This window comes from Sphingomonas sp. Leaf23 (assembly GCF_001421585.1).
GTDB lineage: Bacteria > Pseudomonadota > Alphaproteobacteria > Sphingomonadales > Sphingomonadaceae > Sphingomonas.
Map to the genome: position 1 here is coordinate 242,367 of NZ_LMKR01000003.1, position 24,512 is coordinate 266,878.

General features: G+C 68.3%; 19 protein-coding genes and 1 pseudogene. 17 read left to right on the forward strand and 3 right to left on the reverse strand.

Annotation, left to right across the window (positions count from 1 at the left end; translation table 11 throughout):
• The first annotated feature begins 56 nt into the window (after positions 1 to 56).
• Both ASE67_RS09460 and ASE67_RS09465 read left to right on the forward strand, forming a co-directional pair.
• Positions 57 to 1,211 carry an energy transducer TonB gene (locus ASE67_RS09460; RefSeq protein WP_055759951.1) on the forward strand — a complete coding sequence of 385 codons (1,155 nt, stop codon included), beginning with the start codon at positions 57 to 59 and terminating at the stop codon, positions 1,209 to 1,211.
• Positions 1,212 to 1,217: 6 nt separating this feature from the next.
• A complete protein-coding gene (locus tag ASE67_RS09465; protein ID WP_156348569.1) occupies positions 1,218 to 1,793 on the forward strand; it encodes a hypothetical protein in 576 nt (191 codons plus the stop codon).
• A 10-nt stretch (positions 1,794 to 1,803) separates the two neighbouring features.
• Here the strand turns inward: ASE67_RS09465 and ASE67_RS09470 are convergent, their stop codons facing one another.
• Positions 1,804 to 2,175, reverse strand: a complete 372-nt coding sequence (locus tag ASE67_RS09470) for a hypothetical protein (RefSeq protein ID WP_156348570.1) — start codon at positions 2,173 to 2,175, stop codon at positions 1,804 to 1,806.
• Between the two features lie 286 nt (positions 2,176 to 2,461).
• Here ASE67_RS09470 and recA point away from each other — a divergent pair, with 286 nt between their 5' ends.
• Complete coding sequence (gene recA, locus ASE67_RS09475; protein ID WP_200909284.1) at positions 2,462 to 3,556, forward strand: recombinase RecA; 1,095 nt, start codon at positions 2,462 to 2,464, stop codon at positions 3,554 to 3,556.
• A 138-nt stretch (positions 3,557 to 3,694) separates the two neighbouring features.
• Entirely contained in the window at positions 3,695 to 4,339 is a 645-nt protein-coding gene (locus ASE67_RS09480; protein ID WP_055759959.1) for a glutathione S-transferase family protein, read from the forward strand.
• Here ASE67_RS09480 and ASE67_RS17745 read toward each other — a convergent pair.
• Positions 4,330 to 5,163: an alpha/beta fold hydrolase gene (locus ASE67_RS17745; RefSeq protein WP_268795370.1), complete on the reverse strand. Its 834-nt coding sequence runs from the start codon at positions 5,161 to 5,163 to the stop codon at positions 4,330 to 4,332. The two genes, ASE67_RS09480 and ASE67_RS17745, sit on opposite strands and share 10 nt — an antisense overlap.
• A gap of 92 nt (positions 5,164 to 5,255) precedes the next feature.
• Here ASE67_RS17745 and ASE67_RS09495 point away from each other — a divergent pair, with 92 nt between their 5' ends.
• The 9 genes from ASE67_RS09495 (at position 5,256) to ASE67_RS09535 (ending at position 16,527) form a co-directional block, all read left to right on the forward strand.
• Entirely contained in the window at positions 5,256 to 7,808 is a 2,553-nt protein-coding gene (locus tag ASE67_RS09495; RefSeq protein WP_055761526.1) for a TonB-dependent receptor, read from the forward strand.
• Positions 7,809 to 7,938: 130 nt separating this feature from the next.
• On the forward strand, positions 7,939 to 8,484 hold the full coding sequence (locus ASE67_RS09500; RefSeq protein WP_235511861.1) for an RNA polymerase sigma factor: 546 nt from the start codon (positions 7,939 to 7,941) through the stop codon (positions 8,482 to 8,484).
• A gap of 85 nt (positions 8,485 to 8,569) precedes the next feature.
• A complete protein-coding gene (locus ASE67_RS09505; protein WP_055759971.1) occupies positions 8,570 to 9,511 on the forward strand; it encodes a FecR family protein in 942 nt (313 codons plus the stop codon).
• Entirely contained in the window at positions 9,465 to 11,807 is a 2,343-nt protein-coding gene (locus ASE67_RS09510) for a TonB-dependent receptor (RefSeq protein WP_055759972.1), read from the forward strand. The genes ASE67_RS09505 and ASE67_RS09510 overlap by 47 nt, the downstream gene beginning before the upstream one ends.
• 61 nt (positions 11,808 to 11,868) lie before the next feature.
• The gene (locus ASE67_RS09515; protein WP_055759974.1) at positions 11,869 to 12,399 is read left to right on the forward strand and encodes a thermostable hemolysin; all 531 of its coding nucleotides are present in this window, start codon (positions 11,869 to 11,871) and stop codon (positions 12,397 to 12,399) included.
• Positions 12,396 to 14,474 carry an AMP-binding protein gene (locus ASE67_RS09520; RefSeq protein ID WP_055759977.1) on the forward strand — a complete coding sequence of 693 codons (2,079 nt, stop codon included), beginning with the start codon at positions 12,396 to 12,398 and terminating at the stop codon, positions 14,472 to 14,474. The genes ASE67_RS09515 and ASE67_RS09520 overlap by 4 nt, the downstream gene beginning before the upstream one ends.
• Positions 14,461 to 15,240: an SDR family NAD(P)-dependent oxidoreductase gene (locus tag ASE67_RS09525; protein WP_055759981.1), complete on the forward strand. Its 780-nt coding sequence runs from the start codon at positions 14,461 to 14,463 to the stop codon at positions 15,238 to 15,240. The genes ASE67_RS09520 and ASE67_RS09525 overlap by 14 nt, the downstream gene beginning before the upstream one ends.
• Positions 15,237 to 15,887 carry a tetratricopeptide repeat protein gene (locus ASE67_RS09530; RefSeq protein ID WP_055759984.1) on the forward strand — a complete coding sequence of 217 codons (651 nt, stop codon included), beginning with the start codon at positions 15,237 to 15,239 and terminating at the stop codon, positions 15,885 to 15,887. The genes ASE67_RS09525 and ASE67_RS09530 overlap by 4 nt, the downstream gene beginning before the upstream one ends.
• A complete protein-coding gene (locus ASE67_RS09535; RefSeq protein WP_055759987.1) occupies positions 15,880 to 16,527 on the forward strand; it encodes a class I SAM-dependent methyltransferase in 648 nt (215 codons plus the stop codon). The genes ASE67_RS09530 and ASE67_RS09535 overlap by 8 nt, the downstream gene beginning before the upstream one ends.
• Before the next feature lie 36 nt (positions 16,528 to 16,563).
• On the opposite strand, the pseudogene ASE67_RS09540 reads toward ASE67_RS09535, so the two are convergent.
• A pseudogene (locus ASE67_RS09540) lies at positions 16,564 to 17,306 on the reverse strand (VIT1/CCC1 transporter family protein).
• Between the two features lie 184 nt (positions 17,307 to 17,490).
• Here ASE67_RS09540 and ASE67_RS09545 point away from each other — a divergent pair.
• From ASE67_RS09545 to ASE67_RS09560, 4 genes are all read left to right on the forward strand, one after another.
• Complete coding sequence (locus ASE67_RS09545) at positions 17,491 to 18,720, forward strand: MFS transporter (protein ID WP_055759990.1); 1,230 nt, start codon at positions 17,491 to 17,493, stop codon at positions 18,718 to 18,720.
• A gap of 135 nt (positions 18,721 to 18,855) precedes the next feature.
• On the forward strand, positions 18,856 to 21,741 hold the full coding sequence (locus tag ASE67_RS09550) for a TonB-dependent receptor (protein ID WP_082457045.1): 2,886 nt from the start codon (positions 18,856 to 18,858) through the stop codon (positions 21,739 to 21,741).
• A 101-nt stretch (positions 21,742 to 21,842) separates the two neighbouring features.
• Positions 21,843 to 23,360 carry a tryptophan halogenase family protein gene (locus tag ASE67_RS09555; protein WP_055759993.1) on the forward strand — a complete coding sequence of 506 codons (1,518 nt, stop codon included), beginning with the start codon at positions 21,843 to 21,845 and terminating at the stop codon, positions 23,358 to 23,360.
• Positions 23,361 to 23,451: 91 nt separating this feature from the next.
• Entirely contained in the window at positions 23,452 to 24,498 is a 1,047-nt protein-coding gene (locus ASE67_RS09560; RefSeq protein ID WP_055759996.1) for a LacI family DNA-binding transcriptional regulator, read from the forward strand.
• Positions 24,499 to 24,512 lie beyond the last annotated feature (14 nt).

Here is a 24,512-nt window from a genome sequence, read left to right on the forward strand (position 1 = left end):
GGCCGATCCGGCACGGGATTGATTGACAGGGCAGGCCGTCCGGGCGAGCATGATCAATGCTGTCCACGATCCTGCTTGCGGTCGCACAGACGACCGCCCCGCCGCCCGCCGCCTTGGCCGAGGAGATCGTGGTCGTCGGCCACCATGCGACGGACGCCTTGGCCGCCTGCTTGGCTCGCAAATGCCCGCCCGCCGAGGATGTCGAGGCATCGCTTCAGGCGTCGGTCGAGCAATTCTCGGCCGGGCGCTATGCGCAGGCCCGGCATGTGTTGCTCCGGTCGATCGCGCGGAACCGCCGCCATGCCGCGGACCTGCCCGGACCGGTTTCCAGCCTATATGCGACGCTTGCCACCGTGGCCGAGCATGATGGGTATCCGCGCGAGTGGATGTATGCGTCGCGCGGCAACGTCCAGATCCTTCGCAAATATCTGGGTCCGTCCAATCCGGCGACCTTGCTGGAGGAAATGACCTTGGCCCGCGACCTGCTGGAAAACGGCAATGTCTCGTCGGCAACCGGTGTCCTCACCAAGGTGCAGCGCCTCGCGCTCGACAGCGGAAAGACAGATCTCGCGGCAGGGGCCACGTTCCGCCTGGCATGGCTGGAAATGGGATTGGGCAACCAGAAGCGGGCGATGCGGCTGATGGACGAGGCCATGGCCATTGCCGGCCCGGCGAATCGCGCGATGAACGACCTGCACGCGATATTCCTGGCGCGCATCGCCCTGCACAAGGGCGATGCCGGTGCGATCGATGCGCTGGCCGCACGGCTCCGCCAGTCGGCGGTCGCCCGTCCGACGCTATTGTCGTCGCAACCGGTGGAGGACGTCCAGGCCCCCGCCGGCATGATGTCGAACGGGGTCGCGACTGGCGATATCCGACTGGCCGATGTCGGATACTGGATTCGACCGGACGGGCGAACCGCGGATGCCGAAATATTGACTACGTCCGGACTGGGGCAGTGGGAACGCGCCGTGCTGCAACAGGTCCGCGGACGACGATATATTCCGCTGGAGGTTCCGGCTGGGCATCCCGGCATCTATCGGATTGACCGTTTCACGATCCGGTCGGCCTTTGACTTCGTGACCGGTTCGCGGATTGCACAGCGGGCCGGCCGGGCCACCACCCACGTTGTCGACCTGACCGAAACCGAGGCGATGAGCGCGGCACAGAAGCGGCGCGTGGCGGAGGCTGTCGGCACCACCAGCAGCTGACGGCAGATGCCGAACGTCGGCGTGCCCTCGTCCCTCCGTTTCGCAAGCTCGGGACGCGCAATGACACTCGCCCGGATCGCCGCGCTGGCGCTCGTTCTTGGCGCTTGCCGCATGGGCGATGCCGGTACCCTGGTACCGATCGATGGCGGCAGGATATCCGGTGACGGCATGTCCGTCCGGGAAGGGCGGGTCGTCGCGGTCATCCAGGGGCAATGGGCGGCGGAGGCGTCACAGGCGCTGCAGTTGCGATATACCAATGGCGGCATCCAACCGGTTCGGGTCGAACTTGCGCCGCTTCGTCTGCGCCGGGGCGGGGAAGAGGCTGCCTTGTGGTCGGTCTCCGACATGGCGGGGGTGAACCGGTCTGACGGGCGTAGCGACAATGATGTCCCACCGGTGCTCTACGATGCGGGTAGTGCCGCTACTGCACCGACCCTGACCGTGCCGGCAAAGGGCGAGCGCTCCCTTGCGATCGGCTTTGCCAATTTTACAGGCAAGGAACGCATCCGCGCGGGCGATATTGTCCGTCTCGACCTTCCCATGCCTGGCCGGACCCGTCACATCCGCTTTCGAGCGGAATAGTGGGGCCAACTCAATGCTCCACGAACTCGCCCTCCGGCAGCAGGTCGCGTACCTCCGCCGCGATCGGCTGTATCGACGTGCAACGCCGGTTGGACAGGACCTTGGCGCCACGGCGAACGACCAGCCCGGAGTCTTCCCTGGGATAGTTCAGCCCGTCCGCGCCGAATCCGGTTCGCACGATCCGGTCGAACAGCGTGTAGCTATGGCCGGCATTGCGCGCCGTGACCTGCAACTCGCCGCCGCCCGAATAGCCGGTACTGGCCCAATGCAGGTCGGATGCGGTCAGTTCGACCCGCCCGGGTCGGCCATAGCGATATGTGGCGGTCGACCCCCGCGCGCAGATCGACACCTGCCGCGTCCCGATCGCGCAATGGGCTATCACGGTTTCCCGGGGTTCGCAAAGCGATGCGTTCGCGCGCGAGGCTACTGCTGGTCGCTGCCGCACCGGTTCCGATCCCACCACCGCTGCGGTTGCCATCCCGGCCGCTACGCCAACCCAGATCCATGCTGCCATGTCGGTTGCCCCTTTATCCCCGTCGCCCGATCGTTGCGTCACCAAGCCACCGCGTCAACAGCCGCTCTTGCGGAACGGGAACAAAACGAATACATGCAAATCCAACAAGGCGCGTTGAACCCTCGGCGCGGTTGCTCTACGCGAAAGGCTGGATATGGCGGCAAATCTGAAGGCGGTCGATAGCAAGATGGCGGCAGCGAACGACAAGGCGGCAGGCGAACGGCAAAAGGCGCTCGACGCCGCGCTGGCGCAGATCGACCGGGCATTCGGCAAGGGTTCGGCGATGAAGCTGGGCCAGAAGGAAGCGATGCAGGTCGAGGCGATCTCGACTGGCTCGCTCGGCCTGGACATCGCGCTCGGCGTCGGCGGCCTGCCGCGCGGCCGCGTGATCGAAGTGTACGGGCCGGAAAGCTCGGGCAAGACCACGCTGGCACTGCACGTGCTGGCCGAGGCGCAGAAGGGCGGCGGCACCGTCGCGTTCGTCGATGCCGAACATGCGCTCGATCCGGTCTATGCCAAGAAGCTGGGCGTCAACATCGACGAACTGATCGTGTCGCAGCCCGATACCGGCGAACAGGCGCTGGAAATCGTCGACACGCTGGTCCGCTCGAACGCGATCGACGTGCTGGTGGTCGATTCGGTTGCCGCGCTGGTGCCGCGTGCCGAAATCGAGGGCGAGATGGGCGACAGCCATGTCGGCCTGCAGGCACGACTGATGTCGCAGAGCTTGCGCAAGCTGACCGGTTCGATCAGCCGTTCGCGCTGCATGGTGATCTTCATCAACCAGCTGCGCATGAAGATCGGCGTGATGTACGGTAACCCGGAGACGACGACCGGCGGCAACGCGCTGAAATTCTACGCCTCGGTCCGGCTCGACATCCGCCGCACCGGGCAGATCAAGGACCGCGACGAGATCATCGGCAACACGACCCGCGTGAAAGTGGTGAAGAACAAGGTCGCCCCGCCGTTCAAGCAGGTCGAATTCGACATCATGTACGGGCAGGGCATTTCGAAGATCGGCGAGATCCTCGACCTGGGCGTGAAGGCCGGCCTGGTCGAGAAGTCGGGCGCGTGGTTCAGCTATGACAGCGTGCGGATCGGGCAGGGGCGTGAAAATGCCAAGAACTTCCTGACTGAACATCCTGAACTCCGCGACAAGCTGGAGGCGGCGATCCGCCAGCGCACCGAAAAGGTCGCCGAGGAAATGATGACGGGCCCCGATGCCGAGGATGGCGACGACGATATGTAACGGGCAGGGCGGCGATCCGATGGGTCGCCGTCCGCTTGTCGTCACGGTCGGTCGCCTTTGTCGTGCAGGCGACGGATCGTTTGGCGAGTGTGAACTTTGTGAACTTTGCCATTCGCACCGCGCGCAACCGGGGGTTCCATGATAGTCGTCCATCACCTTGAAAATTCCCGTTCGCAGCGGGTGCTCTGGCTGCTGGAGGAACTGGGCCTGCCCTATGCGGTGAAGCGCTATGAGCGGAACAAGGCGACGATGCTGGCCCCGCCCGAACTGCGCCGTATCCACCCCCTGGGCAAATCGCCGGTGATCGAGGACAGCGATGCCGGGGCAGCGGGCGGGGCGCTGGTCGTCGCCGAAACCGGCGCCATCGTCGAATATCTGGTGGAAAAGGCCGACGGCCGACTGGGCATGCCCGCCCATCGCCGCAACGCGCTGCACTACCGCCATTTCCTGCACTATGCCGAAGGCTCGCTGATGCCGCCGCTACTGGTCAAGCTGGTGCTCGGCCGCGTGCCGCTGCTGGGGAAAGCCGCGCAGAAGAAGGTGCAGCCGATGATCGACGTCCATCTTGATTATGTCGAACAACATCTGGCTGCCCATGACTGGTTCGCCGGCGATGCGATGACCGCCGCCGACATCATGATGAGCTTTCCGTTGGAGGCGGCGCGCAACCGTGCCGGTCTCGACGCCTCGCGTCCGCACGTCATCGCCTGGCTCGACCGCATCCACGCCCGCCCGGCCTATCGCGCCGCGCTCGCCGCCGGTGGGGCCTATGCCTATGCCTGAGCGATCCGCCGCAGATGGTCGGCGATCAACGTTGCCAGACGGTCGGGCTGCTCCAGCGGGATAAGGTGCGCGGCATCCGCCACCACCTCCACCCGCCCGGACGGATACTGCGGCAGGTTCACCCGCCGCTGCGCTGCTTCTCCCAGATCGCAGTCCTCCGCACCGGCAACAATCAGCGCGGGTATCGGCCGCGATCGGACCCGGCGGTCCCCATCCTCGCGGCTGCCACGTTCCAGCCAGCCGGTCCACGCCGCCGGACGGCTGTGCCGCACCGCCTCTGCCGCTTGATCGCTTAGCGGCCGGGGCAATTGGCGTCGATGAATGCCGCCGCATCCTCCGCGGTGATGGTCCCGTCGGCAAACCAGTCGATCATCCGCGCCCGCCGCACCGCCTAGATCGGTTCGGGCGACGGGGGCGATGCCGCGACCAGTACGACGCCGGCCACCATCGTCCCGGTGGTTTCGGCGGGCGACGATCGTGGCGATCTTGCCGCCCATGCCGTGGCCGACCAGCACGCACGATCCGGCCTGCGCGACGATCGGCCGCACCGCATCGACTATCCCTGCGACGTCGCCCGATCCCGTGTCGACGGCAGTGCCGAAGCCGGGCAGGTCGATCGCGATCGACGGTATGCCACCCAACCGCGCGCGCACCGGGTGCCATGTCGCTGCACTCATCCCGAGCGCGTGGACGAAGATCAGGATCGGAACGGGCGTGACCGGTCGCCGGCAGCAAACGGGATGGGACGGTAAACCGCCGCGCCCCGACGGGGTCCTTAGGGCCGCCAGCCGATCATCGTCATCGATCTGACACGCCGTCGTCACCAATTCGTGACGCAACCGTCACCAATATAACCGCAATGATGCGTACCGGACGCGCAGCACCACCGCCGTCGCCGTTTCCGGGAAGAATGAAGATGATCCATCCGTCCGTGTCGCTGCTCGCCCTCACGCTCGCGGCCGCCATGCCCGCCACGGCGTCGGCGCAGCAGGCCGACGCATCCACCAGCGCGCGCGAAGCCGAGGGTGCCGAGCCGTCGACGATCGTCGTCACCGGCGGGCGGACGCGCACCGCGGTCGAGCTGCCGGGCGTCGAGATGCAGAAGATCCTGCCCGGTGTCAGCCCGCTCAAGGCGATCCAGACGTTGCCCGGCGTCCTCTACATCACCGCCGATCCGTGGGGGAACAACGAACAGAACGCGCAGCTCTTCATCCATGGCTTTGCCGCCAACCAGCTCGGCTACACGATGGACGGCATACCGCTGGGCGATCAGAGCTATGGCAACTACAACGGCCTGTCGCCGCAGCGCGCGGTGATTTCGGAGAATGTCGGCCGCGTCGTCGTCGCGACCGGCGCCGGCGATCTCGCCACGCCGTCGAACAGCAATCTAGGCGGCACGGTCGAGACCTATTCGGCCAATCCGTTGGCCACGCCAGGAATTGCGGCGGCGCAGACGGTCGGCAGCTACGACACGTCGCGCACCTTTGTCCGGCTCGACACCGGCACCTTCGGCGGCACGAACAGCGCCTATGTCTCGGGTGTGCGGCAGCGTGCGCGGGCGTGGGATTTCAACGGTATCCAGGGCGGGTGGCAGGCGAATGCCAAGTTCGTGCATGACGACCGGATCGGGAAGCTGACACTGTATTTCGACTATAACGACATGACCCAGCCGAACGAGGACGCGACGGTGTTCTTCAAGCCGTCGGCCGGCGGCACCGCCACGTCGACGCAGCTCTACACTCCCTATACCAAGCCGTTCTTCTACCCCGATTTCAACGGCTATCGCACCGGGTATCTCGGCACGCTCGGCAATTCGCCTGCGGCGCAGGGCGGCAATTACCGCAACTATTATTCGGACGCGCAGCGCACCGACTACCTCGCCTATGGCCGTTACGAGGCGCGGCTGGCGCCCAATGCCACGCTGTCGCACACCGCCTATTACCATCATAATGACGGCGCCGGCGTGGTGGCCGGGCCGCTTGGCCAGTCGATCACGACCGCGCAGGCCTATCTCGACCCCACCTATGCCACGCTGCCGTCCAACTGCCGCTTTTCCGCCAACAACAACGGTGTGCGCCCGTCGAGCTGCACTGCGCTGACCGCGCAGCAGGCCGCCGCCGCTGGTGCCGCCCTGGTCGCGGCGACCGGCGGGTCGGGCCTCATCACCCGCACCACCGAATATCGCATCGATCGCTGGGGCGTCATCTCCGCGCTCGACGTCGATCTGGGCGCGCACAAGATCGAACTGGGCGGCTGGTTCGAACATAACAGCACGACCCAGTGGCGCCGCTGGTATGCGGTCGATGCGAACAATCCGGGCAACAGCACCCCCTATATCCGCCCGCTGGAGGTCGCGCAGCCGCTGTTCACCCAATATCAGGGCGAGGCGAAGATCGAGCAGCTGCAGCTCCACCTGCAGGACAGCTGGCAGGTGTTCGACCGGCTGCTGGTGCAGGCCGGGTTCAAGACGAGCGCGCAATGGGCGTCGGGGCGCTATCCGGTGCAGCCGCGCGTCGGATCGCTGTCGGGCCTGACCAGCACGCTGCCGGAAGGGCGGATCAACACGCTGCGCTGGTTCCTGCCGGCGGTCGGTGCGAAGTTCGACCTCAACGGCAGCGAGGAACTCTATGCCAATGCGCAGAAGAACCTGCGTCAGTATCAGGCCTATCTGGCGGGCGGCGGCGGCCCGTGGTTCACCGGCAGCCAGACCGCGTTCAACGCCTTTGCCCAGAACGGGCGCCCCGAAAGCAGCTGGACCTATGAAGCGGGCCTGCGTTCCAACCGCAATCTGGGCGGCGGGCTGTCGCTCAGCGCGCAGGTCAATTACTATCATGTCGATTTCCGCGATCGATTGCTCGCCATCTCGACCAATCCGGGCGGGATCGCGGGTGGTGCGATCACCGGCGGGACGTCGATCCTGGTCAATGTCGGCAATGTGAAGACCGACGGCATCGACGCCGCCTTCACCCTGCGCGCCGGGCAGCTTTTCTCGCTCTATAACGCCACCTCGTACAACCTGTCGAAGTACCAGAGCGACTATACCTCGACCGCCAGCGGGATCGGCGCCGCGACCGACACCTGCATCGGCGGCTTCCTGGTGACCAATGGCGTCGTGCCGACCTGCGGCAAGCAGTTGCCCGGCATTCCGAAGTGGATGAACAAGACGGTCGCGAACCTGACGCTGGGCCCGATCGATACGCAGGTGATCGGCGATTATGTCGGCGCGCGCTATGCGACGTTCAGCAACGATGCGCGCGTGCCGTCCTATTTCCTCACCTCGCTGCGGGTCGCCGCGCGCGTGCCGGACGCCATCCTGCCGCTGCGCAAGGCGGAACTGGCGCTGAACGTCACCAACCTGACCGATGCGCGGGGCAAGTCCACGCTGTCGGTCGGATCGGCGACCAACAGCTTTTCCGCCTATCCCATCCCGCCGCGCCAGTGGTTCCTGACGTTCTCGGCCGCATATTGAACCGCCCATCCGGCATCCGTCCGAAGCGCTTGGGGTCGATCCGGCCCCCACGCGCTTCGGACAGGGCCGATCCGCCGAGCTGTCGATCGGGCTGTCGCGCGCCGGGGAAAGCCGGTATCGTGGCCATCGAATGAGTGACATGGCGGACGAACCGGGCGGCGGATTGCGCGCGCTGTACCAGCTGCACGCCGCATCGCTGCGCCGGTTCCTGCACGCCCGCACCGGCAGTGCCGATATGGCCAGCGACCTGATGCAGGAATTGTGGCTGCGGATCGATACGGTGGCGAGCGGGCCGGTGGTCGACGGTCGCGCCTATCTGTTCCGCATCGCCCACAATCTGGTGCTCGACCAGCTGCGCGAACGCCGCCGGCGCGAAGGTCGCGAACGGGCATGGGCCGACGAGACGCTGGGCCAGCGCGCCGACGCGCCCGAACCGGTCGAGCCGACGACCGCGCTGGACATCGCGATCCGGCAGGAGGAGGCACGGCGGCTGGCCGGGGCCATCGCCCGCCTGCCGTTCGGGGCGCAGCGCGCGTTCCGGCTGCACAAGCTGGAGGGATTGAGCCATGCCGAGACCGCCGAGCGGCTGGGCATCAGCCGCAAGGGGGTCGAAAAGCACATGGCGACGGCGATGCAGCATCTGCGCCGGCTGCTCGACGAGCGGGAGGTAGGGTGATGGGCGCAGCGCGGCGTCTTTCCCGATATGACAGGCCCGTGCGACGGGGATCGCGGTGGCCTGCGCGTGCAAGGATGGGAACGGCATGAGCGAGACGATCGACGCGGCGGCGGCGCGCTGGTTCGCCGCGCAGGATGCCGACGACATGGACTGGGACGGCTTCACCGCGTGGCTGGAGGCGGACCCGCGCCACGGCGCGGCGTTCGACCGGCTGGCGCTGCTCGACGACGATATCGCGGCACAGGCCCCGGCGATCCGCGCGCTGCTGCCCGCGAACGACATGGCGGCGGACGTCGACGTCGCGCCACCCGCACCCGCCCGGCGGCGCTGGCCGGTGATCGGTGGCACCCTGGCGGTGGCGGCGGCCGCGCTTGCGCTGACGATCGGCCTGCCGAACCGCACGCCCGACGACCGCATGTGGCAGACCGGCGCGACCGCGCAGGCGGTGGATGTGGGCGAGGGGGTTCGCGTGACGATCGCGCCGCACAGCCGCCTGACCGCGCGCGGGGGCACGCAGCAGCTGGCGCTGCAGGGCGCGGCCTATTTCGACGTGGCGCACCGCGAGGACCGGGCATTGGCCATCGCTGCCGGCCCGGTCGAGATTCGCGATATCGGCACGCGGTTCGACGTGTCGACCGACGGGCGCGGCGTGGCGCAGGTGGCGGTGGCCGAGGGGCAGGTGGCGGTTGCGGCCGGTGCGCTCGCCACCCCCCGCACCGTCGTCGCCGGGCAGCGCCTGTCGCTGATCGACGGACGCGTGGCACAGGGGCGCGCCGACCCGGCCGACGTCGGTGGCTGGCGCGGCGGCACGCTCAGCTACAGCGACACGCCACTGGCGCTGGTCGCGGTCGATCTGTCCCGATATGCGGGTGCGGGTATCCGCGTCGCGCCTTCCATAGCCGACCGGCGTTTTTCGGGGGCGTTGACGGTCGGTGACGGATCGAAGCTGGTGGAACAGGTGGCGGCGATCCTCGACCTGCGTGTCGTGCGCGATCCCGCTGGCGTGCGGCTGGAGCCTGCCCGCTGAGGCACAGGCTCCGGCAGTCGCTATCGACCTGCCCGCCGGGCCGATCGCCACATCGCTGACCCTGCTCGCGCGGCAGGCGGGGGTGTCGATCGGATCGGCGACCAGGCCGGTGCCGGGCGTCGCCCCCGCCATCCGCGGGCGGATGCCGGTCGCGCGCGCGCTGGCACGGCTGCTGGCGCATAGCGGGTGGCGGGCCCGGCGGGTCGGCCCGGCGATCTGGCGGATCGAACGCGATGCCACGCCCCCGTCGCCCCCGCGCCGGCCCGCGCGGGTCGCGCCGCCTTTGCCGCCCATACCGGCCGATGACGGGACGGCCGAAATCGTCGTGACCGCCGTCAAGGTGCCGCAGCGGCTGGCCGACGCGCCGGTGTCGGTCGAGATTGCCGGGCGCGAACGGCTGGGGCTGCTGGGGTCGGCACCCGATACCGGCGCGCTGGCGACGACGGTCAACGGGCTGTTCACGACCAATCTGGGCGCGGGGCGCGATCGGCTGTTCGTGCGCGGTGTCGCCGACGGGCCGTTCGACGGTTTCGCCCAGTCGAGCGTGTCGGTGTATCTGGGCGATGTGCGCGCGACCTATGACGCGCCCGATCCCGACCTGCGGCTGGTCGACATGCAACAGGTCGAGGTGCTGAAGGGACCGCAGGGGCCTCTCTACGGCACCGGTGCGCTGGGCGGGGTGTACCGCATGGTGCCCGCCGCGCCCGATGCGACTGCCGCCGCCGGCTGGGTCGATGTGCAGGGCAGCCTGACCACCGGGCTACGCGCGGCGGGTGCGGTGCAGGCGGTGGCGAACGTGCCGCTGGTCGCCGACCGGCTGGCGGTGCGTGCGGTCGCCTATGATATCGGGCAGGCGGGCTGGATCGACCAAGGTGGCCGGCGCGGGGTCAATCACGGGCGCACCACCGGCGGGCGGCTGGCGGTGCGCGGCACGGCAGCCGGATGGTCGCTGGAGGTCGACGGCACGCTGCAATATGCGTTCGTGCGCGACAGCCAATATGTCGAGGGTGGCGAGACGCTACGCCGCGCAGCGCGCCTGTCCGAACCGCAGGATACCGATTTCGCGGCGATCGGCGCGACCGCGACCGGCCCGGTCGGCGCGGCGACGCTCACGCTGACGGCCGGCGCCACGTGGCAGCAATTGCAGGCGACCTATGACGCATCGGCCAAGGCGGCGGTGCTGGGTGCTATGGGGCCGGTCCAATATGGCGATGCGCGGCGCTATGGCGTCCGGTCGACCGAGGCGCGGTTGGCGGGGACGGCGGCGGGGCTGGACTGGGTGGTCGGGGTCTCGCTGCTCGATGCCGGGACCCGGGCCACGGGAACGCTGATCCCCGGCGATCCGGCCGCCGCGACGATACCGATCCTGCGGTTCGAACGGCAGGTCGACGAACAGGCGCTCTTTGGCGAGGTGACCGGCCATGTGTCGGCCACGCTGTCGGGCACGCTCGGCCTGCGGGTCTTTCGCTCGGCGATCGACGACCGGCGGCGCGACGACGACCGGCAGGCGGGCGAGGGGAGCTATGCCGACCGGATCATGCGCGCCAGCCCCAGCGCGTCGCTGTCGTGGAAGCCGACGCCGACGACGCTGGTCTATGCCCGCTATGCCTCCGCGCTGCGTCCCGGCGGTGTGCAGGCGCCCGACGGGCAGGTCGCGGTGGCACCGTACCGCGCCGATACGCTGCGCGAGGCCGATCTGGGCCTGCGCTGGCGCGGGCACGGCGGCTGGACGCTGGACGGGGTGCTGTTCGCCTCACGCTGGTCGGACGTGCAGGCGGACATGCTGGCGGCGGACGGGCTGGTGTCGACCCGCAACATCGGCGAGGCGCGCAATATCGGGGCGGATGTCAGCATCGGGTGGACGCCGTGGCGCGGTATCGTACTGACCGCCGGGGTACTGGCGCAGCATGCGCGGATCGTCGCCGGGACCGGTGGCATCGACCCGGTCGACCGCCGCCTGCCGGTCGTCCCCGACCTTGCCGGCCATGCCGAGCTGACGGTGACGCGGGAGCGGGCGGGATGGCACTGGTCGGGCGTGCTGCGCGCGCGCTTCGTCGGCGATGCGCGGCTGAACCCCGATCCGCTGGTCGTCCGCGAGACCGAGGGCAATCTGCTGCTGGGCGCTGCGTTCGGCGCACGGCGGGGGAACTGGGCATGGCGGTGGGACCTCGACAATCTGACCGACAGTCGCGCCGACAGCTTCGCCTTCGGCAATCCTTTCACCGCCGCCGCCAGCGATCAGCGCACGCCGCTCCGGCCGCGAACCCTCTCGCTGTCGCTCAGGCGAAATTTTTGACGGGGGGCAGGTAGGGTAGCGCCGCCCGCCTGGCGTCTTGGGTGCATTCGGGAGGACCGGAATGTACCAAAGCGCGTTACGCTCGTTGATCGAGCGCCGATATTTCGAATGCCATGGCGCGGCCCCGTCGGCCGATTATCCCCGCTACCTGACCATGGGGGCACCCGACGTGCCACTTGCCGCGATCGGGATGCGGTCGGCGGCGGATGGGCCGCTGTTCCTCGAACGCTATCTGGCCGAACCGGTCGAGACCCTGCTGACCCGCGCGTTCGGGCGGCCGGTGCCGCGGTGCCGGGTGGTGGAGCTGGGCGATCATGCCTCTTCGCGGGCGGCGGCGACGATCGGGCTGTGGCGCGAAGCGGCGGCGGCGCTCGACGGGCAGCTGGACGTCGCGGTCGCGGTGCTGACCGCGACGCTGCGGGCGATGTTCGCGCGGCTGTCGCTGCCGATCGTGACGATCGCACCGGCCCATGCCGCAGCGCTCGGCGCGGCGGCGGATAGCTGGGGGCGCTATTACGATGCCGACCCGATGGTCTGCGCCGGGGAGATCGCCGCCTGTCGCCGGGTGCTGTTCGGGGAGACGGGCGCATGACGCCGCTGCTGCGGGCGATCGACGCCCATGCCGCCGCGATGCCCGATGCGATCGCGATCGATGGTGACACCCGCTACAGCTGGGCCGATCTGGCGCAGTTGATCCCGGTACTGGCCGCGACGCTCGCCTCGCGCTTTCCCGGCGGGCGTCCGGTCGCAACGCGGGTCGACCATGGTGCCGACGCCTGCCTGCTCGACCTGGCGCTGATCGAGGCGGGTTGCGTTTCGCTGCCGCTGCCGCCGTTCTTCACGACCGCGCAGGAGGACCATGCGCTGGAGAGCGCGGGCGCGCAGGCGTTGTTGAGCGGGCCGGTGACGCTGCGGGGTAGCGAACTGTTGGTCGCGACCCGCGCCCTGACCGGCCCGGCGGTCGCGTTGCCCGAGGGGACGGCGCGGATCACCTTCACCTCCGGTTCGACCGGCGCGCCCAAGGGCGTCTGCCTGTCGCGCGAGCATCTGTGCGGCGTCGCGGGGGCAGTGGTCGAGCATCTCGGCACGCATCACGCCGGCCGCCACCTGCCGGTCCTGCCGCCCGGTATCCTGCTGGAGAATGTCGCCGGCTTCTATGCGACGATCCTTGCCGGGGGGACCTATGTCGCGCAGCCACAGGCGGCGATCGGCATGGGCGATCCGTTCCGCCCGGACGGGGCTGCGCTGGTGCGCGCCATCGTCGGGCGGGGGATAACCTCGCTGATCCTCGTGCCCGAACTGCTCGGCCTGCTGGTCAAGACACTGTTCGCAACCGGGGAACGGCTGCCCGCGCTGACACTGGTCGCGGTCGGCGGTGCGCGGGTGCCCGATGCACTGCTCGCCGCCGCGACCGCCATCGGCCTGCCGGTGCGGCAGGGATACGGCCTGACCGAATGCGGATCGGTCGTCTCGCTGGACGACGGCACGGCACCCGGCAGCGTCGGGCGCAGCATCGGGTCGAACACTATCCGCCTCGCCGACGATGGCGAGGTCCTGATCGACGGGCCGCTGTTCCTCGGCACGGTCGGCGCACCGCGGACGGCCGGGCCGCTGGCGACCGGGGATATCGGCCGGATCGACGATGCCGGGCGGCTGTGGATCGAAGGGCGCAAGTCCGCGCTGATCGTCACCAGCCATGGCCGCAACATCGCGCCGGAATGGGTCGAGGGCGTGTTGCTGATGCAGCCCGCGATCCGGCAGGTGCTGGTCCGGGGGGAGGGGCGTGCCGAACTCGATGCGCTGATCGTACCGGCCAGCCCCGATGCGGATGTCGCCGCCGCCGTTGCCGCCGCCAACGGCACGCTGCCCGCCTATGCCCGGATCGGCGCCTTCCGCGTCGTGCCGCCCTTCACCCCGGCCAGCGGCCTGCTGACCGGCAATGGCCGGCTGCGCCGCGCCGCGATCCATGCCGCCTATCCCGATAAGGAGCCTTTGATGACCCAGCCCTTCTTCCACCGCCTGGTCGCCGAAACCCGCGAGGCGCAGGCACGGTTTGCGATGACGCCGCAATTGCAGGCGGGCCTGACCGGCCGGATCAGCCGCGCCGATTACATCGCCTATCTGACGCAGGCCTATCATCACGTCAGCCACACCGTGCTGCTGATGCAGGAAGCGCGTGCGCGCCTGATCGACCGGCCGATGCTGGTCGAGGCGCTGGACGAGTATATCGAGGAGGAAACCGGCCACGAACACTGGATCCTCGACGATATCGCCGCCGCCGGTGGCGACCGCGCGGCGGCGGCGGCGAGCGAACCGGCTCCGGCCACCCGCGCCATGGTCGAGCATGCCTATCGCACCATCCGCGAGGGTAATCCGGCGGCGTTCTTCGGCATGGTGTTGGTGCTGGAGGGGACCAGCATCGCGCTGGCGACGCACGGTGCGAGTGCCGTGCAGTCGACGCTGGGCCTGCCGGACAATGCGTTCCGCTATCTGACGTCGCACGGCGCGCTCGACCAGGATCACATGGTCTTTTTCGAAAAGCTGATGAACCGCATCGACGACCCGGCCGATCAGGCGGCGATCATCGCGATGGCGCGCGACATGTTCGGCCTGTTCGGGGGGGTGTTCGCCGGGATCGAGCTGGAGGACACACGTGCAGCGGCTTGAGGGTGCACGGGTCGCGCTGACCGGGGCGGCCGGGGGGCTGGGCGGACTGCTCGCCGACCGGTTCCGCGCGAAGGGCGCGCAGGTGCTGGGCATCGACCGCGCCGTATCGCCCGCGTGCGATGAGAGTGCGACGGTCGACCTGTCGGACATGGCCGCGCTGGATAGCTTTGCAGCGGCGCTGGCCGGGCGACGGATCGACATCCTCGTCAACGCCGCCGGGCTGCAATATTTCGGGGCGATCGACGAGCAGGGCGTGAGCCGGATCGCCACCGGCTTCGCGGTCAACCTCGTCGCGCCCGCCATCCTCTCCGCCGCGCTGGTGCCGCAGATGCGGGCGCGGGGCGCAGGCGGCATCGTCAATATCGGGTCGATGATGGGGGCGGTGCCCTATCCGTTCTTCACCGCCTATTCGAGTGCGAAGGCGGGGCTGAAGGCGTTCAGCCAGGCGCTGCGGCGCGAGGTCGCGGGTAGCGGCATCACCGTCACCCATGTCGCGCCGCGCGCGGTCAACACCCCGCTCAACACGCCGCAAATCCGCGCGTTCATGGACGCCACGCGGATGCGCGCCGACCGCCCCGAAGCCATCGCCGACCGCATCGTTGCCGCGATTGAACGCGGCGCGGGCGATGTTTCGATCGGCGGGATGGAGCGGGGCTTCTCGCACCTGAACGCGCTTGCCCCGCGCCTGATCGACCATGGATTGCGCGGCCAGATCGCCGCCGCCCGCGCCCTGCTGTCCCCCGTTACCGAAGGAGTTTCCCGATGATCCGTCCTCTGCTCGCCGCCGTCGCCGCCTTCGTCGTCGCGGTTCCCGCCCTTGCCAGCACCGATCCGGTGATGGATGCCGCCGTGAAGCGGATCAACGACCAATGGGCGCATATCCGCTACGAAGTGCCCAACCGTGACGACCAGTATCGCCAGCTCGCCGCGCTGGAGACCCGCGCCGCGCAGGTCGTCGCGCGCTATCCCGGCCATGCCGAACCGTTATTGTGGGAAGGGATCGTGGTCAGCGAGGAGGCGGCACGCGCCAGCGTGTTCAAGCAACTGGGCCTCGCGACCCGCGCGCGCGATATATTGGGCAAGGCCTATGCGATCGATCCGAACGTCGCCGATGGCGGCGCGGCGATGAGTCTTGGCGTGCTCTATTACCGCGTGCCCGGCTTCCCCATCGGTTTCGGCAATACCAAGCGCGCCCGGACGTTTTTCCAGCAGGCGCTGGTGCAGGACCCCAAGGGGATGGACAACAACTTCTTCTATGGCGACTTCCTCAATTCGACGGGGGAAAAGGCCAGGGCAAAGGATTTCCTGCACCGCGCGCTGAACGCGCCGGTCGACCGGAGCCGCCCGGTATGGGACGCGGGCCGTCGCGCCGAAATTCGCGACCTGCTGGCCAAGATCGATCACGGTGGCTGATCCGACCGGGCTGGCGCGGCAACTGGCCGCGCCCAGCGGCCTGACCGGGCGGCTGGTCGGCGGGCTGATGGATATCGCCAACCGCAAGCCGCTTCGCCACAGCATCGCCGCCTTGGCGCCGCGTGTGGGCGAACATGTCCTCGACCTTGGCGCAGGCACCGGGGCGGGGACCGCACAGTTGTTGCGCGTGGGCGCGCGGGTGACCGCGATCGATCATGCGCCGCTGATGGTCGCGACGATCCGGCGTCGCTTCCGCCCCGACATCGACGCCGGGCAGGTGTTCGCGCATCAGGGCGATTTCGCCGCCCTGCCGATCATCGGCGGCAGCGTCGATGCGGTGCTGGCGGTCAACACGCTGTATTTCTGGCATCGGCCCAAAGAGATTATCGGCGAGCTGCGCCGGGTGCTGCGCCCCGGCGGCCGCTTCGTCGCCTATGTCACCGATGCGGCGACGATGACCCGCTGGGGCATGGACCGGGCCGCAACGCACCGGCTGTACGATGCGGCGGCGCTGCTCGCGCTCGCCACCGCCATCGCGCCCGACGGGCCGCCCCCGCGGCTGGAACCGATAACGACGCTGGGCGCGGGCGGGTTCGTCCTGTCGGTTACCCTGGCGAAAACAGCGACCGCTTCGCCGTAAGCAACCGAAGCCACGGCACCGCCAAGCGGCCAGCCATCATATCGCCGTTCCGAACACATGGCCGATCGCGCCGGTCACGCCCATCGCGATCGCACCCCAGAAGGTGACGCGGACAACGGCCGGCAGCACGCGCGCGCCGCCTGCCTTTGCGCCCAGCACGCCCAGCACGGCGAGCAGCACGAACGCCGCCACCACACCGCGACACTGACGATATCGCGCGGGACGATCGCCGCGATCAGCACGGGCACGACGGCGCCGACCGTGAACGCCGCCGCCGAGGACAGCGCCGCCTGCACCGGGCGTGCCGCCAGATCGTCGCTGAGGCCGAGTTCGTCGCGGGCATGGGCGCCGAGCGCGTCATGCGCCATCATCTGTTCCGCGACCTGCCGGGCCACCTCCGGCGTCACGCCGCGCGATATGTAGATCGCCGCCAGTTCCGCCGTTTCCTGTTCGGGTGCGCGGGCCAGTTCGTTCCGCTCGCGCGCCAGGTCGGCGCGTTCGGTGTCCGATTGCGAGCTGACCGACACATATTCGCCGGCCGCCATCGACAGCGCCCCGCCGACCAGCGCCGCCGTTCCGGCCAGCAGCACGCTGCCATGCGTCGCGCCGCTCGCCGACGCGACGCCGACCAGCAGGCTGGAGACCGAGATGATGCCGTCGTTCGCGCCAAGGACGGCGGCGCGCAGCCACCCGGTGCGGTGGACGAGGTGGTGTTCGGTGAACACCGGGTCCGCGGGAGGTGCGGTATCGTGACCGCCGGTTGCCTGATTGACCGTCATGGACGTTCCCCCGATTCTCTCTGCCACGCGATCCGGGCCGATACGGCATTTGGCCATGATCGGCACGGTTCGTCTGCAAAGATTCCGGTGCCCGCCGGGATTTGCGATTTGCGGGAAGGAAGGTCATGTCCTGAAGCGAATATCGCGACCGGTACACCGCCGATCGTTATTTCAAAGGATTTCCGTGAAACACGATCAGGCCACGCCGTCCGCATCCATCGATCGGGTTGCGACGCGCCTGTTTCGCCTGTCGCTCGGCGTGTTCTTCATCGGCGGGTTCGTCGCGTCGTCGATCAGCCTGCTGGTGCCGCGCCTCCGGCTGACGCTGGGGCTCGATTACCTGATGGCGACCAGCGTGCAGCTGGCGTCTTTCTCAAGTTATCTGCTGTTCGCGGTACCGGTGGCCGCGATCGTTGCCGCGAGCGGGTTCATGCGCGCGCATGCCATCGGCCTGTCGATCATGGCGCTGGGTTGCGTCGGGCTGGCCGCCGGGCTGACGATGCAGCAATATCCGATCCTTCTCGTTGCATTGCTCGCAGTGTCGACCGGCGCGACCTTCCTCCAGATTGCGAGCAATACCGCCGCGACGATCGTCGGCGATCCGCGGCGTGCGGCCATTCGCCTGAATGTTCTGCAAGGTTTTAATTCGGTCGGGACGGTCGCCGGGCCGGCGCTGGGCGCGACGACGATCCTGTCGGCGAAGGTCGCGACCGATCCGACCGGCCCGGTCCTGCCGTTCGCCCTGGCGGCGATCGTGCTGGCCCTGCTGGCCGCTGCCTTCTTTCGCCGCCGGGACCTGCTTTCCGGACTGCCCGCCGGCAGCCTGCACATCACGCGGTCGGCATGGATCGCGACGCTCGGCGATCGGCGGCTGTTGGCGGGGGCGGGGGCGATCTTTCTGTATGTCGGCGCGGAGGTGACGATCGGGGCGCTGCTGACGGATTTCCTGATGACGCGCCATGCGCTGGCATGGCCTGCCGAAGCGGCCGCCGGGCTGGTCGCGCTATATTGGGCCGGGGCGATGGCGGGGCGTTTCGCCGGTGCCGCCGTCATGCGGACGGTTGCGCCGGCACGGGTGCTGGGTATCGCCGCGGCGCTGGCCACGTTGCTGGTCGTCGCCTCGGTCATGACCAGCGGTGTCGTGGCGGCGGGGGCGTTGCTGGCGGTCGGGGTCGTCAATTCGATCATGTACCCGACCATCTATGTCCTCGCGCTGCCGGTTCGGCCGGAACAGACCGCGCCGGGGGCGATGACCCTGTGCATCGCCGTGATCGGCGGGGCGATCGTCCCAATGCTGACCGGCGCGCTGGCCGATCGGATCGGGCTGGTCGACGCGCTGCTGCTGCCCGCTGCCTGCTATCTGCCCATCCTCGCCTTTGCGCGACGCTATCCGATGCCCCGCGCCCCCGCATAATTGGCGATTGCACGGCGGAAACTTTGTGTTACACAATTGGAAGCGCTTCCAATCACTGTCTCGGTGATCCTATGGCGGCGGTTAACCGGCCACAGACCGGGTTGATGGGGGAGGATTGTCATGGATTGCCTACGCATGCGCCGCGCGACGACGCTGATCTCGCTGCTGCTGGGTTCGACCGCGCTGGTGCCCGGCGCGATGGCGCAGGAAGCGGCTGCCCCGGTGCCGGGCACGGCCGGGCCGGTGGAGCCGTCGGCAGACGATCCCGCCGCCCCCGTCGACGATGCCATCGTGGTCACCGGCATCCGTCGCGGCGTGGCCGACGCGATCAGCCTGAAGCGCAACAACACCTCGATCGTCGAGGCGGTGTCGGCCGAGGATATCGGCAAGCTGCCCGACGTATCGATCGCCGAATCGATCGCCCGTCTGCCGGGCCTTGCCGCCCAGCGGGTCGCCGGCCGGGCGCAGGTCATCTCGATCCGCGGCCTTGCGCCCGACTTCACGACCACGTTGCTCAACGGGCGTCAGCAGGCGAGTTCGGGCGACAATCGCGCGGTCGAATTCGACCAATATCCTTCCGAACTGCTCTCCAGCGTCGTCGTCTACAAGACGCCCGATGCGCAGATTGCGGGCATGGGCCTGTCGGGCACGGCCGACCTGCGCACGGTCCGGCCGCTCATGTTCGGCAAGCAGGCGTTCGCGGTCAATATCCGGGGCGAGAAGACCGAAGGGCGCAAGCTCAACGACGATGTGCGCAATGTCGGCTACCGCGTCAGCGCCAGCTATATCGACCAGTTCGCGAACGGCACGATCGGCGTGGCGCTGGGCTATGCCCGGATCGATTCCCCGTCGGGCAACCGCCATTACAAGGCCTATGGCTACGAAGCGTTCGGCGATCAGACCGACGCGAACGGTGCGCCGATCAACATCGTCCGCCCCGACAGCGCCGACGGCGCGCTGCTGGTCAACGGGCAGGAGGTGTTCGTCACCTCGCGCAGCAACGTGCGCGATGCGTTCATCGGCATCCTCGAATGGCAGCCGAGCGACAGCGTGCATTCGACGCTCGACGTCTATTATTCCAAATTCCGCCAGAACGAGGTGACGCGCGGCGCGCAGTGGTTTTCCAACCCGTTCGCCGACGGGCTGACCTATACCGGCGTCACGACCGCGGATCTGGGCGGTACGAAAATCGCGACCGGCGGGACGCAGGTCGGCGCGGTGCCGATCATCCGCAACGACAATAACCGCCGCAACGACCAGCTGTTCTCCGCCGGGCTGAACAACGAATTCCGCCTCGACGACCGGACGCAGTTCGTCGCCGACCTGTCCTATTCGCAGAACAAGCGGAACGAACAGATCCTCGAAACCTATGCCGGCTATGGCCGCGGCACCGGCGGGGTCACCCCGGCCACGCCGAACGTCGGCCGCACGCCCGACAATATCGGCTTCACCACGCCCGAGGACGGCTTTGCCAGCTATGATCCGGGGCTAAACTATGCCGATGCGAACCGGGTGACGCTGGGCGACCGCGCGCCATGGGGCGGGTGGGGCCATGACGGCGCGATCCGCTTCCCGAGGGTCGACGAGAAGGTCTACGCCCTCGACCTGCGGTTGAGCCACGAGGTCGAGGGGTTCTTCAGCGGCTTCGACATCGGCGTTAACTGGACCCATCGCAGCAAGTCGAAGGCGGTCGATGACAACGACCTGTTCCTGAAGAACGGGCGGCAGCAGGTGCTGGTCGATGCCGGGTTGCTGCAAAAGCCGACCGACCTGGGCTTTGCCGGGTTCGGGCAGGTATTGGCCTTCAACCCGACCGACCTGCTCGCGCGCTATTACGACATCACCCCGATCCGCGACGCCAATTTCTACGACAAGAACTGGTCGATCCTCGAGGACGTCATCACCTGGCACGTCAAGGCGAATATCGACTGGGGCCGGCTGAAGGGCAATGTCGGGGTACAGGTCGTCAACCAGGACCAGTCCTCGACCGGCGTGGTCATCAACGGCCTCGAACCCGGACAGCCGATCGTGCCGCAGCGCATCCGCGACGGGGCGAGCTATACCGACGTGTTGCCCAGCCTGAACCTGATCTACGATCTGGGCGGCGGGCATCGCCTCCGTTTCGCGGCGTCCAAGACGATGGCGCGGCCGCGGATGGACGACATGCGTGCGAACGTCGCGCCGGGGTTCAACTCGCTGGTATGTTCGGGCCAGCCCTGCGCGCCCGGCACCACGGTAAATCCATGGTCGGCATCGGGCGGCAATGCGAAGCTGAAACCATGGCGCGCCGACGCGCTCGACCTGGCCTATGAATGGTACATCAACCCGACGACGTATCTGTCGGTTGCCGGCTTCTACAAGGACATCAAGACCTATATCTACCAGCAGTCGGGCACGTTCGATTTCAGCGGGATTCCGTTGCCGACGACCGCCAACGCCATCCCGGCGGGCGTCGTCATCAGCAACATCGGGCAGATCACGCTGCCGGCCAATGGCAAGGGCGGATCGGTCAAGGGGCTGGAATTCAGCGGCGCGTTCAACTTCGGCACGCTGACGTCCGTCCTCGACGGGCTGGGGGTGCAGGGCAGCCTGTCGCTGACCGAATCCAACCTCAACCCGACCAGCAACCCCGATCCGACGCAGGCGGTGCGCATTCCGGGGCTGTCGGGCACGGTCTACAACCTCACCGGCTATTACGAGCGCGACGGGTTCCAGGCGCGGATCAGCCAGCGTTATCGGTCGGGGTTCAAGGGCGAGGTCGTGCAGCTGTTCGCCACGCGCGGCTTTACCGAGATCCTGGCCGACAAGCAGGTCGATGCGCAGGTCGGCTATACGGTCCAGGGCGGCGCACTGGAAGGATTGGGCGTGTTGTTCCAGGTGAACAACCTGACCAACTCGCCCTACCGCACCCGCCTCGGCCTCGACGGCGGCGGGACCAAGACGTCGGACGGCGGGTCGCTGCTCGAAACCTACGAAACCTATGGGCGGCAGTTCCTTCTGGGGTTCAACTACCGCTTCTGACTTCCCCCCAGCCTCGCGGCGGGCAATGCCCGCCGCGACTTTTTTCGGGGCGACGGGGCATGGCCGATGCCATCGCGATCGAGGAACGATAGAACCACCGCATGACCCCGCTCAAACGCATCCTGATCGCCGGTGGCGGATCGGCCGGGTGGATGACCGCCGCAATGTTCGCGCGGCTGTTCAAGGGTCGCTATGCCATCACCCTGATCGAATCCGACGCGATCGGCACGGTGGGGGTGGGCGAGGCGACGATCCCCGCGATCAAGAAATTCAATGACCTGCTGGGGCTGGACGAGGACGATTTCCTCCGCCGGACACAGGGCAGCTTCAAGCTGGGCATCCGCTTCGACGACTGGTCGCGGATCGGCAGCAGCTATGTCCACGGCTTCGGCGTCATCGGCCGCGATCTCGAATGGCTGCGCTGCCACCAATATTGGACGAAGCTGCATCGTGCCGGGGCAGGCGGGCCGCTCGACGATTATTCGATCAACACCGTCGCAGCGACCGCCAACCGCTTCCTGCGCCCGCGCGCCGACATGCCCGACAGTCCGATCGGGCAGATCGCCTATGCCTTTCACTTCGACGCCGGCCTCTATGCTGCCTACCTCGCCGATTACGCCCGCGCGCGCGGCGTCGAACGGCGCGAGGGGGAGATCGTCGCGGTCGGGCAGCATCCCGATACCGGCTTCCTCTCCTCGGTCACGCTGGCCGATGGCGCGGTGATCCAGGCCGATTTGTTCATCGACTGCTCGGGCTTTCGCGGGCTGCTGATCGAACAGGCGCTATCCACGGGATATGAATCGTGGAGCCACTGGCTGCCATGCGACCGGGCGGTGGCGGTCGCGTCGGAACGATCGGCGGATTTCCCGCCCTATACCTGCTCGACCGCGCGGCCCGCCGGATGGCAATGGCGTATCCCGCTGCAACATCGCACCGGCAACGGCCATGTCTATGCCAGCCGCCACATGGACGATGCCACTGCAGAGGCGCTGCTGCTCGACCATCTGGAGGAGCCGGCGGTCGGCACCCCCCGGCGGCTGTCGTTCGTGCCGGGCAAACGGCGCAAGGGCTGGGTGCGCAACTGCGTCGCGATCGGCCTGTCGGCGGGGTTCCTCGAACCGCTGGAATCGACAGGGTTGCACCTGATCCAGTCGGCGATCCTGCGGCTGGTCCGGTTGATGCCCGATGCCGGTTTCGACCCCGCGACCATCGCCGAATATAACCGCCAGACCGATTTCGAGATGGAGCGCATCCGCGACTTCATCATCCTGCATTACAAGGCGACGACCCGTGACGACACGCCGTTCTGGCGCCACGTCCGCACCATGGACGTGCCCGAAACGCTGGCACGCAAGATGGCGCTGTTCGCCGCCAACGGCCGCATCTTTCGCGAGGACAACGAACTGTTCGCCGAGGAGAGCTGGATTCAGGTCCTGATGGGGCAGGGGATCGTGCCCGCCGCGCCCGACCCGCTGGTCGACGTGACCCCGGCGGCGGAGATCGAGCGCTATCTGGCCGATGTGCGCGGGGTCATCGCCAAATGCGTCGCGCGGATGCCGGCGCACGACGCCTTCGTTGCGCATCATTGCGCCGCGCCATCGCTGACCGGCACCCCATGACCCCGCCCGACCGGATCGGCGCGTCGCTTGCGCGTCGTGCGCGGCGCTGCCACACGGCTGGGGCGCGATAATCCGGGGAGCGGGGCGGGAAGTGACGGCACGCAAGCCAACGATCGATGACGTCGCCCGCCTGTCGGGGGTCGCCCGCGCCACCGTGTCGCGGGTGCTGAACGACGGCCCCAATGTCAGCGCGCGGTCGCGTACCCGCGTGCTGGAGGCGGTGGCGACACTTGGCTACCAGGTCAATCTGCAGGCGCGCTATCTGGCGGGGGGCGGCAACCGGTCGGTGCTGCTGATCCTGGCATCGGATACCGAGAGCGAGCCGAATTCCTATTACCAGTCGGCGCTGGAGATCGGCGCGCTGCGCGTCTGCATGCAGACGGGCATGGAACTGGTGACCCATAGCCTGCAACAGACCCGCGACGACGTCGAGGCGCGCCTGATCGAACTCGTCGAGGACAGCCGCTGTTCGGGCGTCATCCTGACCCCGCCCTTTTCCGACCGGATGACCTTGATCGCGGGGCTGCGCCGCATCGGCGCGTTCGTGGTACGCATTTCGCCCGCCACCGCCGAGGATGGCGGCATGCCGGGGATCGGCATGGACGACGAAGCGGCCGGCTTCGCGATGGCCCGCCACCTGATTGCGCTCGGGCATCGGCGCTTCGGCTTCATCCAGGGGCGGGCCGAGCATCTGTCGGCGGAGCAACGCTATCGCGGGGCATTGCGCGCGCTGGACGAAGCGGGACTGGCACCGTCTGCCATGCGGGCCGAACGGGGCAATTTCACGTTCAAATCGGGCGTCGACCTGTTGCCGAAGATGGTCGCGCTTGCCGATCGGCCGACGGCGATCATCTGCGCCAACGACGATACCGCCGTCGGCGCGCTGTTCGCCGCGCACCGCGCCGGCATCGACGTGCCCGGCGACCTGTCGATCGCCAGTTTCGACGATACCCCGGTGTCGGCACTGGTATGGCCCCCACTGACCACGGTGCACCAGCCGATCCAGGAGATGAGCGCGCGGGCGGTGCAGATCATCGCCGAGGCGCTGTCGGGCGCCGCGCCGGTCGCGGCAGGGGCCGAACGGCTGCCCTTTTCCATCGTGGAGCGCGGATCGGTCGCGGCACCCGCCAGCGTTTGACTTTTCCCGGCGGC

Coding starts and splice junctions, on each gene's coding strand:
- ASE67_RS09505 (WP_055759971.1), top strand. CDS start 8,570: ATGAGCGAGACGATCGACGCGGCGGCGGCGCGCTGGTTCGCCGCGCAG.
- ASE67_RS09460 (WP_055759951.1), top strand. CDS start 57: ATGCTGTCCACGATCCTGCTTGCGGTCGCACAGACGACCGCCCCGCCG.
- recA (WP_200909284.1), top strand. CDS start 2,462: ATGGCGGCAAATCTGAAGGCGGTCGATAGCAAGATGGCGGCAGCGAAC.
- ASE67_RS09480 (WP_055759959.1), top strand. CDS start 3,695: ATGATAGTCGTCCATCACCTTGAAAATTCCCGTTCGCAGCGGGTGCTC.
- ASE67_RS09465 (WP_156348569.1), top strand. CDS start 1,218: ATGCCGAACGTCGGCGTGCCCTCGTCCCTCCGTTTCGCAAGCTCGGGA.
- ASE67_RS09495 (WP_055761526.1), top strand. CDS start 5,256: ATGATCCATCCGTCCGTGTCGCTGCTCGCCCTCACGCTCGCGGCCGCC.
- ASE67_RS09530 (WP_055759984.1), top strand. CDS start 15,237: ATGATCCGTCCTCTGCTCGCCGCCGTCGCCGCCTTCGTCGTCGCGGTT.
- ASE67_RS09515 (WP_055759974.1), top strand. CDS start 11,869: ATGTACCAAAGCGCGTTACGCTCGTTGATCGAGCGCCGATATTTCGAA.
- ASE67_RS09500 (WP_235511861.1), top strand. CDS start 7,939: ATGAGTGACATGGCGGACGAACCGGGCGGCGGATTGCGCGCGCTGTAC.
- ASE67_RS09555 (WP_055759993.1), top strand. CDS start 21,843: ATGACCCCGCTCAAACGCATCCTGATCGCCGGTGGCGGATCGGCCGGG.
- ASE67_RS09520 (WP_055759977.1), top strand. CDS start 12,396: ATGACGCCGCTGCTGCGGGCGATCGACGCCCATGCCGCCGCGATGCCC.
- ASE67_RS09550 (WP_082457045.1), top strand. CDS start 18,856: ATGCGCCGCGCGACGACGCTGATCTCGCTGCTGCTGGGTTCGACCGCG.